At 55.1% G+C, this 7,217-nt stretch carries 9 protein-coding genes; 4 read left to right on the top strand and 5 right to left on the bottom strand.

Translation table 11 applies throughout. The features are described 5' to 3' along the window. Positions 1–13 precede the first annotated feature (13 nt). Entirely contained in the window at positions 14–1,477 is a 1,464-nt protein-coding gene (gene der, locus AXE65_RS01455) for a ribosome biogenesis GTPase Der (RefSeq protein ID WP_068386997.1), read from the top strand. Between the two features lie 36 nt (positions 1,478–1,513). Here the strand turns inward: der and AXE65_RS13455 are convergent, their stop codons facing one another. The 5 genes from AXE65_RS13455 to AXE65_RS01480 all read right to left on the bottom strand — a co-directional run bounded on the left by AXE65_RS13455 (position 1,514) and on the right by AXE65_RS01480 (position 4,737). Then, on the bottom strand, positions 1,514–1,822 hold the full coding sequence (locus AXE65_RS13455) for a HigA family addiction module antitoxin (protein ID WP_068387000.1): 309 nt from the start codon (positions 1,820–1,822) through the stop codon (positions 1,514–1,516). 12 nt (positions 1,823–1,834) lie between these two features. After that, positions 1,835–2,116 (bottom strand): type II toxin-antitoxin system RelE/ParE family toxin, encoded by a 282-nt coding sequence (locus AXE65_RS13460; protein ID WP_068387003.1) that lies wholly within the window; start codon positions 2,114–2,116, stop codon positions 1,835–1,837. An 86-nt stretch (positions 2,117–2,202) separates the two neighbouring features. Then, entirely contained in the window at positions 2,203–3,030 is an 828-nt protein-coding gene (locus tag AXE65_RS01470) for a MetQ/NlpA family ABC transporter substrate-binding protein (RefSeq protein ID WP_068387006.1), read from the bottom strand. Positions 3,031–3,052: 22 nt separating this feature from the next. Continuing rightward, a complete protein-coding gene (locus AXE65_RS01475) occupies positions 3,053–3,730 on the bottom strand; it encodes a methionine ABC transporter permease (RefSeq protein WP_068387008.1) in 678 nt (225 codons plus the stop codon). Further along, positions 3,730–4,737: a methionine ABC transporter ATP-binding protein gene (locus tag AXE65_RS01480; protein WP_068387011.1), complete on the bottom strand. Its 1,008-nt coding sequence runs from the start codon at positions 4,735–4,737 to the stop codon at positions 3,730–3,732. The genes AXE65_RS01475 and AXE65_RS01480 overlap by 1 nt, the downstream gene beginning before the upstream one ends. A gap of 145 nt (positions 4,738–4,882) precedes the next feature. On the opposite strand from AXE65_RS01480, the gene purE reads away from it, so the two are divergent. Genes purE through AXE65_RS01495 form a run of 3 tightly spaced genes read left to right on the top strand, consistent with a single transcriptional unit; the run spans position 4,883 to position 7,016 of the window. Continuing rightward, positions 4,883–5,380 carry a 5-(carboxyamino)imidazole ribonucleotide mutase gene (gene purE / locus AXE65_RS01485; RefSeq protein WP_068387012.1) on the top strand — a complete coding sequence of 166 codons (498 nt, stop codon included), beginning with the start codon at positions 4,883–4,885 and terminating at the stop codon, positions 5,378–5,380. Continuing rightward, complete coding sequence (locus AXE65_RS01490) at positions 5,377–6,465, top strand: 5-(carboxyamino)imidazole ribonucleotide synthase (protein WP_068387015.1); 1,089 nt, start codon at positions 5,377–5,379, stop codon at positions 6,463–6,465. The genes purE and AXE65_RS01490 overlap by 4 nt, the downstream gene beginning before the upstream one ends. A gap of 11 nt (positions 6,466–6,476) precedes the next feature. After that, positions 6,477–7,016: a DUF3299 domain-containing protein gene (locus AXE65_RS01495; RefSeq protein ID WP_068387019.1), complete on the top strand. Its 540-nt coding sequence runs from the start codon at positions 6,477–6,479 to the stop codon at positions 7,014–7,016. Positions 7,017–7,217: the final 201 nt, after the last annotated feature.

The following is a 7,217-nucleotide window of genomic DNA, read 5'->3' on the forward strand; positions in this document are numbered from 1 at the left end:
TTTTGGAGTTTTTATGCTGCCGGTAATCGCCTTGGTGGGTCGTCCCAACGTAGGCAAATCCACCCTGTTCAACCGCTTAAGCAAAACCCGTAATGCATTGGTGGCGGAACACGCAGGACTAACGCGCGACCGCCAATATGCGGAAGCTAAATGGCAGGGGCGGCGTTATATCCTGATTGATACCGGTGGCATCTCCGGCGAAGAAGTCGGTATCGATGCAAAAATGGCCGAGCAATCCTGGCTTGCCATCGACGAGGCAGACTTGGTGCTGCTGCTGCTCGATTCGCGCGATGGCCTGACCGCCGCGGATCAAATGCTCGCCGATGGCTTGCGCAAACGTGGCAAGCGCTGTCTGCTGGTCGCCAACAAAATCGACAGCGTTAATCCGGATATCGCCCGCGCCGAATTTAGCGCCTTGAGCTTGGGTGAGGTGCTGCCGATTTCCGCCGCGCACGGACGCGGTATTGCCGCCTTGCTGGAAATCGCACTGGCCGGTTTTGCCGCAGAACCTGAAATCGCCGTTGAAGCGGTTGAGGAAGCAGGCGAGGGCAAACCGCTGTTGCCTGGTCCGTCGGCCAAAGACGGTATTAAAATCGCCATTATCGGCAGGCCGAATGTCGGCAAATCGACTTTGGTCAACCGTATGCTGGGTGAAGAGCGGGTGATTGTCTTCGACCAGGCGGGTACCACGCGCGATAGCATTTATATCCCGTTTGAGCGCGGCGAAGAAAAATACAAGCTGATTGACACGGCAGGTGTAAGACGGCGCGGCAAAATCTTTGAAGCGGTGGAAAAATTCTCGGTGGTTAAGACCTTACAAGCCATTGAAGAAGCCAACGTGGTGATTTTTGTCATGGACGCGCACGAAGGTGTGGTGCAGCACGACCTTAACCTGCTCGGTTTTGTGTTGGAAAGCGGCCGCGCCTTGGTCATTGCGCTGAACAAATGGGACGGCATGGCAGCAGATGAGCGCGAGCGGGTGAAAAGCGAATTGCAGCGCCGCTTGCTGTTTGTCGATTTTGCCGAAATCCACTTTGTTTCCGCGCTGCACGGCAGCGGGGTAGGGCTGCTTTACCGCTCGGTACAGGATGCTTTTCGCTGCGCCGTCACGCGCTTTAAAGCCAGTCAATTAACGCGCATTTTGGAAGATGCGGTTGCCGTACATCAGCCGCCTTTAGTTAATGGGAGGCGTATAAAGTTGCGCTACGCGCACCAAGGCGGCGCCAATCCGCCGCTGATTTTAATTCACGGCAACCAAGTAGAGGCCGTTCCACGCAGTTATTCGCGTTATCTGGAAAACACCTACCGGCGCGAACTAAAAATAACCGGCACGCCCATTCGCATTGAATACAAAGGCGGCGAAAATCCCTTTGAAGGCAAGAAAAACCGCCTGAGCGAACGCCAAGTCAATAAAAAACGCCGCCTGATGAGCCATCACAAAAAAGCCGATAAAAAACGGCGGGATAAAAAGCGTTAAAGCCTTTTACGCCTCTCTCCCCTTGCGGGAATTGGGTCAGGTATATGCCTCCTTCGGCTTGTACGTCATGATATGCGCCAGCACGCCCGCCATGCGTTCCTTGGCCGTGGCCGTGTCATAGTCATGCTGCAAGCCCGTCCAGAATCCATCGGACATGCCAAAAAACTTGGACAGACGCAGTCCTGTATCGACCGTAACCGATCGAGTACCCGCCACGATTTCACCGATGCGACGTTGCGGTACAGCAATTTCCTTGGCAAGGCGGTACTGGGTGATTCCCATCGGCTCCAGAAACTCATGCAGCAGAATTTCGCCTGGGTGGGGCCATTTGACTTCACGGGACATAGTCGGCTCCTTTCAGTGGTAATCAACAATTTCAACGTCGCTGGCGTGACCCTTGTGCCAGACAAAGCACAGCCGCCATTGATCATTGATACGGATGCTGTATTGCCCGGCTCGGCTGCCCTGCAAGGCTTCTAGCCGGTTTCCAGGCGGAACCCGCAGGTCATCCACCCTTGCCGCCCGATTAAGCATTGCCAGTTTGCGCATGGCCGCCGCCTCAATGTTGACGAAGCGGCGCACCCGCTTGCCATTGAACAGCGCCTGGGTGTCTCGGCATTTGAAGGATTGAATCGTCATGCCAAAATAGTGTCGAGCAACAATACTATTGTCAATCGATACTAATGGTCCCCCGCGACAGCCTCGCGGGGGAGAGGATAAGCAGGTTATTCAGGCTTCAGGATTATTTCAGCTTCGGCATTGGCGGCATCAGTATCAAATACCGGAATGACCGCGCCTTTGTATTCACGCTCAATAAACAGCTTGGTATCGATGCTGGTTAAGGCTTTAACCAGTGCTTGCATGTCGTCACTGTCTTTGGCCTTGCCTTGATTGCTAACCACCAGAATATTGACATAAGGCGAGTCGCTGCCTTCGATAGCAAGCGCATCCGTGAGCGGATTAAGCCCGGCTTCCAGCGCGTAATTGGTATTGATCAGCGCCAAATCGACTTGGCTTAATACCCGCGGTAAAGTTGCGGCTTCCAACTCGCGGACTTTAATGTTTTTTGGGTTATCAACAATATCACGTGGCGTAGCGGCGATATTGCTGTTGTCTTTTAAGCGGATAACGCCTGCTTTATCGAGCAGTAACAGGGCGCGTCCGCCGTTGGTCGCATCATTGGGAATGGCAACGCTGGCATTTTGTGGCAAGTCGTTGAGGTTCTTGATTTTCAACGAATAAGCAGCAAAGGGTTCGATATGTATCTTGGCGATCGAAATTAAATCCGTGCCGCGACTTTTATTAAACTCATCCAAATAAGGTTGATGCTGAAAAAAGTTGGCATCGATATTATCTTGCGCGACTTGCAAATTAGGCTGCACATAATCAGTAAATACCCGAATATTGAGATTAACCCCTTGTTCGGCCAGCATCGGCTTCACAAATTCCAAAATCTGCGCGTGCGGCACCGGCGTTGCCGCAACGCTAAGTTCGCCGGCTGAGGCGGGCGCGGCGAATGCTAAAAGCAGGGACAACCCTAAGTATTTTTTCATTGCAGTACTCCTTATAAACGGATTATTTCCGCGAAAAATAAACGACCAGGCGGTCGCCGGTCGATTGCAGGATTTGCACCAGTATCAGTAAAAAGACCACGGTCACCGCCATCACATCCGGTTGATAGCGCTGATAGCCGTAGCGTATGGCTAAATCGCCAAGGCCGCCGCCGCCCACCAGGCCGCTCATGGCGGTGTAGGAAACCAGCGTAATGGCGGTTACGGTCAGCGCCGCGAGCATACCGCCACGCGCTTCCGGCAGCAGGGCATTCCATACAATCTGGCGGGTGCTGGCACCCATGGCTTGCATGGCCTCGATAATGCCGCGGTCTACCTCACGCAGTGCGGCTTCCATCAATCGCGCAAAAAAAGGCGTTGCGCCGACCACCAAAGGCACAATAGCGCCCCTCACGCCCAGCGAAGTGCCGACCAGCCATGCTGTGAGTGGCAGCATCAAAACCAGCAAGATAACAAAAGGTAGCGAGCGCACCAGATTGACCAGAAAGCCAAGCAGCCGGTAGCAGGTTTTATGTTCGAGCAATTGCCCGGGGCTGAGCAAAAACAGTAGTACACCCAGCGGCAGCCCCAATAACACGGTAAACAGCATGGAGCCGCCGAGCATGGCGAGTGTGTCAAGAATCGCTTGGCCGATTTCCGGCCAAAAGACATGCGGGAATAGCCGCTCAAGCCATGCTGCCATCAGCGCAGTACCTCCAGATGCAAATCGGCGTGATTAAGCCAATCCAGTGCTGTAGCGAGATTGTCACCGCGCAGCGCAACGGTCAGCTGCCCGCACGGGCGATTTTGGATGCGGTCAATCCGTCCCGCCAGAATGCTGTACTGAACGCCGGTCTCTTGCGCAAGCTGTGACAGCACCGGCGCATAAGTTGAGTCGCCCTGAAAAGTCAGCCGCAAAATACGCCCCTCAACTTGGGCAAAATCGTTTTGCAGACTGTCTTCATCCAGATGTTCATTCTCGCGGACAAAACGCTGTGTGGTGGGATGCTGTGGATGCAAAAAGACTTGTACTACTTCGCCCTGTTCGACCACGCGTCCGCCGTCCATCACCGCCACGCGGTCGCACACACGGCGGATAACGTCCATCTCATGGGTAATCAGCACGATGGTCAAGCCCAGTTCGAGGTTGATTTCGCGCAGCAATTGCAGCACTTGCACCGTGGTCTGCGGGTCGAGAGCACTGGTCGCCTCATCACAGAGCAGGATTTTGGGTTTAAGCGCCAGTGCGCGGGCAATGCCGACACGCTGCTTTTGCCCGCCGGAAAGTTGCGCCGGATATTGATCGGCCTGCGCGCTAATGGCTACGCGAGCAAGCAGCTCGTCGACACGTTGGGCAATGGCGGCAGGGTTTTGCATGCCGGAAAGTTGCAGCGGCAAGGCGACATTTTCAGCGACCGTTTTAGAAGACAGCAAATTAAAGTGCTGAAAAATCATCCCCACTTGCTGGCGAAAGCGGCGCAGAGCGCTTGAGTCGAGCGCGGTAATGTCCTCGCCGTCCACCCAAATCCGCCCGCCGGAAGGCGCTTCCAGCCGGTTAATCAAACGCAGCAGCGTGCTTTTACCCGCACCGGAATGCCCGACCAAGCCAAACACTTCACCGGCGGCAATGGCAAGGTCAGTCGGATGCAGCGCCCGCAGACTGTTGCCGGAGGCGGGATAATCTTTGTAGACCTGCTCAAACTTAATCATGCTGGCAGGGAACGAAGAAGTAGTAACGGGTTGACATCTGAACCGGTTTTGCGGATTTTCCAAAGCGTGACTATAGCGGTTTTATGCGCTGCGTTATACTTTATCGTTTTTTACAGCAGCCAAGCTGCACGGGACAAGGCGGGCAATGAAAGCACAGGTTGGCTTGATTATGGGGTCGGCTTCCGACTGGAGCTGCTTACAGCACAGTGCGAGTACGCTTGAAGCGCTGGGTATCGCCTTTGAGGTCAAAGTAGTATCGGCGCACCGCACGCCGGATTTGCTGTTTGACTATGCCGAAAGCGCCGAAGCTCGCGGCCTTAAGCTGATTATCGCCGGAGCCGGCGGTGCCGCGCATTTGCCCGGCATGTGCGCGGCGAAAACCCATTTGCCGGTGTTGGGCGTGCCGGTGCAGTCGTCCATGCTGTCGGGGGTCGATTCGCTGCTTTCCATCGTACAAATGCCCGCTGGCGTGCCGGTAGGAACCATGGCGATTGGTAAAGCCGGTGCAGTCAACGCGGCGCTGCTTGCCGCCAGCATCCTGGGGCATCAGTTCCCTGAATATCACGCCGCGCTCAAGCGCTGGCGCGAGGAGCAGACCCAAGCCGTATTGAACAACCCCGACCCGCGCGAGAGTGCCTTATGAATATCGGTATCGTGGGCGGCGGCCAACTTGGCCGCATGCTAGCGTTGGCGGGCATTCCGCTGAACATGCGCTTTAGCTTTCTTGACCCGGCTATTGATGCCTGCGCCGCCGCGCTGGGCGAGCATATCTGCGCGGCCTATGACGACCAAAAGGCGCTGCGCCAATTGGGCGAATCAGTGGATTTGGTCACTTTTGAGTTTGAAAACGTCCCCGCTGAAACGGTGGACTTTCTCGCGCAGTTTGTGCCGGTTTTTCCCAGCGGCGCCGCACTGCGTGTGGCTCGTGACCGCCTGCTGGAAAAATCCTTGTTCCAAGAATTAGGCATTCCTACGCCCACCTTTGCCAATGCACTGTCGCAACAAGAGTTGGATGCCGCCGTGCAGCGTATCGGTCTGCCCGCCGTGCTGAAAACGCGCACGCTAGGTTACGACGGCAAGGGGCAAAAAGTGCTGCGCAATCCGGCAGAAGTCGTCTGCGCTTTTGCAGATCTCGGGCAAGTGCCTTGTATTTTGGAAGGATTCGTTCCTTTTAACGGCGAAGTCTCGCTGATTGCCGTGCGTGGTCGGGATGGAGAAACGCGCAGCTATCCACTGATACATAACCAACACGAAGGCGGCATTTTGCGACAGTCGCTAGTGAGTAGTGCGCATCCGCTGCAAGCGCTGGCCGAAGACTACGCCCGCCGTGTTTTGGACAAACTGGATTATGTCGGCGTGCTGGCGTTTGAGTTCTTTGAAGTAGACGGCGGCCTGAAAGCCAATGAAATCGCCCCGCGCGTGCACAACTCCGGTCATTTGAGCATTGAAGGCAGCGAGTGCAGTCAGTTTGAAAACCATCTGCGCGCCATTGCTGGACTGCCGCTCGGCTCTGTCGCCAAAACGGGCGAAAGCGCCATGCTTAACTGCATCGGCAGCGTGCCCTCTACGGCTCAGGTTGCAGGCATTGCGGGCGCTCATCTGCACCACTACGGCAAAGCGTTCAAACCCGGGCGCAAAGTCGGTCATATCACGCTTTGTGCTAGCGACAAAGACAGGCTTGAAGCGCGCCTCGCCGCTGCTTTATCACTCGTGGAGCCTTCCGCGTAAAGGGCGAATTGATGCGCAAATGGCTTGTTTTTTTATTGCTGCTTAGTGCTGCGTGGGTGCATGCAGAAGAATTGCCGGAAACCGATTGGCTCGAACTGATGCCAGAAGAAGACCGCCAGGCACTGATGCATATGCCGGAAATCATCCATAACGGTCCGGAATTGGCAGGCACTTTCACCAGCAAAGAAGGCCTTAAACAGCAAGACAAAACCCTGCCCGAGGTGATGTATTCCAGCAAAACCGTACCTTGGATGGACGGCAAAACCATCCGCATCGGCGGCTATCCAGTGCCACTGGAAACTGATGACAAAGGTCGTAGCATCGAATTTTTTCTGGTGCCTTATCCGGGCGCTTGTATCCACGTCCCGCCGCCGCCGCCCAATCAACTGTTGCTGGTGCGCTATCCCAAAGGCATCGAGCTGGACGACATCTACGCCCCGCTTTGGGTCAGTGGCGTGCTGCATATCGAACCCATCAGCAACGACCTCGCTGAGGCTGTCTACGCGCTGGACGCAAAAGGCGTTCGTGAGGTGCGTGAAGAGGATTTGTAAAAATCCCAACTTTATAACCCCACTCCCGCAATCGGTAGGGGTAGGTTCAATACCTGTTCGACTGTCTGGGCAAAAAATCGAAACTTTTTTCGAAGAACCGCTTGACAGTGATTTTGGTATCTGTAGAATGCGCACCTCGCTTGAGGCGGCGCCGGAAACGGGCGGTCTGGAAGGGTTTTTAAAGCCTCTTTCTTTGCCTTG

The organism is Ventosimonas gracilis (genome assembly GCF_001580025.1).
GTDB lineage: Bacteria > Pseudomonadota > Gammaproteobacteria > Pseudomonadales > Pseudomonadaceae > Ventosimonas > Ventosimonas gracilis.

Coding starts and splice junctions, on each gene's coding strand:
- der (WP_068386997.1), top strand. CDS start 14: ATGCTGCCGGTAATCGCCTTGGTGGGTCGTCCCAACGTAGGCAAATCC.
- AXE65_RS13455 (WP_068387000.1), bottom strand. CDS start 1,822: ATGTCCCGTGAAGTCAAATGGCCCCACCCAGGCGAAATTCTGCTGCAT.
- AXE65_RS13460 (WP_068387003.1), bottom strand. CDS start 2,116: ATGACGATTCAATCCTTCAAATGCCGAGACACCCAGGCGCTGTTCAAT.
- AXE65_RS01470 (WP_068387006.1), bottom strand. CDS start 3,030: ATGAAAAAATACTTAGGGTTGTCCCTGCTTTTAGCATTCGCCGCGCCC.
- AXE65_RS01475 (WP_068387008.1), bottom strand. CDS start 3,730: ATGGCAGCATGGCTTGAGCGGCTATTCCCGCATGTCTTTTGGCCGGAA.
- AXE65_RS01480 (WP_068387011.1), bottom strand. CDS start 4,737: ATGATTAAGTTTGAGCAGGTCTACAAAGATTATCCCGCCTCCGGCAAC.
- purE (WP_068387012.1), top strand. CDS start 4,883: ATGAAAGCACAGGTTGGCTTGATTATGGGGTCGGCTTCCGACTGGAGC.
- AXE65_RS01490 (WP_068387015.1), top strand. CDS start 5,377: ATGAATATCGGTATCGTGGGCGGCGGCCAACTTGGCCGCATGCTAGCG.
- AXE65_RS01495 (WP_068387019.1), top strand. CDS start 6,477: ATGCGCAAATGGCTTGTTTTTTTATTGCTGCTTAGTGCTGCGTGGGTG.